This window comes from Paraburkholderia polaris (genome assembly GCF_012927345.1).
In the GTDB taxonomy this organism is placed as follows: Bacteria; Pseudomonadota; Gammaproteobacteria; order Burkholderiales; family Burkholderiaceae; genus Paraburkholderia; species Paraburkholderia polaris.
The window spans coordinates 1-1,438 of record NZ_JABBGJ010000135.1; the positions used below are offsets into that span (position 1 = coordinate 1).

Annotated in this window: 1 protein-coding gene; it reads right to left on the reverse strand. The window is 61.2% G+C overall.

From position 1 onward, the window contains the following. The coding region (locus HHL24_RS43285) for a hypothetical protein (protein ID WP_169491341.1) at window positions 1-1,140 on the reverse strand (1,140 nt) is incomplete at its 3' end. Between the last annotated feature and the right edge of the window lie 298 nt (window positions 1,141-1,438).

Here is a 1,438-nt window from a genome sequence, read left to right on the forward strand (position 1 = left end):
CAGCACGTCGTCGATATATCGTTTTGTCTCCTCGGCGATGGCAAATAGCAGCGATTGTGGAGACAGCAACTGATAGGGAAGTGCCAACAGCACCTGGATGAGTCCGCCCACCACATCGCGCTGCCGCACGGCGTTCCACAGATTCCACACGGTGGTGCCACCCGCGGCTACGCCACTTAACATGGGCGAGACTTTCGCGAGCGCCCAATACCCACATGTCAATAATCCGCTGTAGGCAAGCCATCCACTGGTCTGGGATCCGGCTGAAAAAAGCACCCGCTGGAATTCGGTGTGGCAGGCATGCGCAATGGGACGGTATTCAACGAGCGGCGTATCCCATTTGACTCTTGTCGGCGTGCGGAGCAACGCCGCCATTTCATCCCGGTCCGATTCGGCCAGCCCCGCATCCTGTCGGGTGTGAGGCAGCCAGTCTGCATCGCAGGCAGCGTCCTCGAAACTATCGGGAATGAGAACCGGAGACAGGGCTTTCAATACGTCATCGGCACCCAGCGCGTGCGATATCTCCTGCCCCTTCCTGTAGACGCGACTGGTCACAACCGTGTCGCCTACCTGCTCGCCCGCCCGCGTTGCAAGCTGCGCGGCCGCATGGAAGAAGCCACCTTCTGACGTCGCCTGGTCAGTGCCTGGAGCACTGCGATACGGGTTGGCGAAGGGGGTGAGCCGCCGGACCCGTTTCTGCCGGCGGGACGTTTCATTCGAGCCGGCCCGTTGTGGTTCACGTTGTGGTTCAAACGCAGGCTTGTCTCGCCGCTGCGGTTGCACCAGCCAGTCGGCGGTATCCGAGGCATCAAGGAACTCATCCGTGTCCGTTTCGCCGACCTCTCCCTGGAATTCCGGGAGCCCCCTGACATGTTCAGGTGTTGCGCCAGCGTCGATTTCCATCGCGGCATCGCGCGCGCTGCGCGATTCACGTTCCGGATTGCAGAGCGGCTTGCGCGCCTCGCAGCGGTTTTGCGGCCGACTCCGTTGCGCGTCTGAACGAGCATCGTCACCCAGCAATATCGCCTCGAGTTCCGGATGACGGAGTGCGTAGTCCCGGATCTCGCGACGGAAATAGTTGGACGCCTCCTGTTCATTTGCAGGCACGCGCCCCCGGAAAATCCGCTTGACCGCATCCACTGGACGGCGACAATCATGTTGGCCGGTGTAGCGGCGAAGGTTTTGGCCGGTGATGAGGAGTCGAAGGCGGCGTAGCCGCCGAAGACGACGCATCACCGGCGGCGCCGAGTCGGCCGGGCTCTACGATGGCTGATCGAATAAAAAAGCGATCAGCTACATGTCTGGAACCCGCATTACCGACCAACAGGTTCGCCTCTACATGTCCAAACGCAAACATCACTCGCAGGAGATCGCCGCAGCGAAGGCTGGCATCAGCGTACGCAGCGCCCGGCGCATAGAAGGAGACGCAACAATGCCT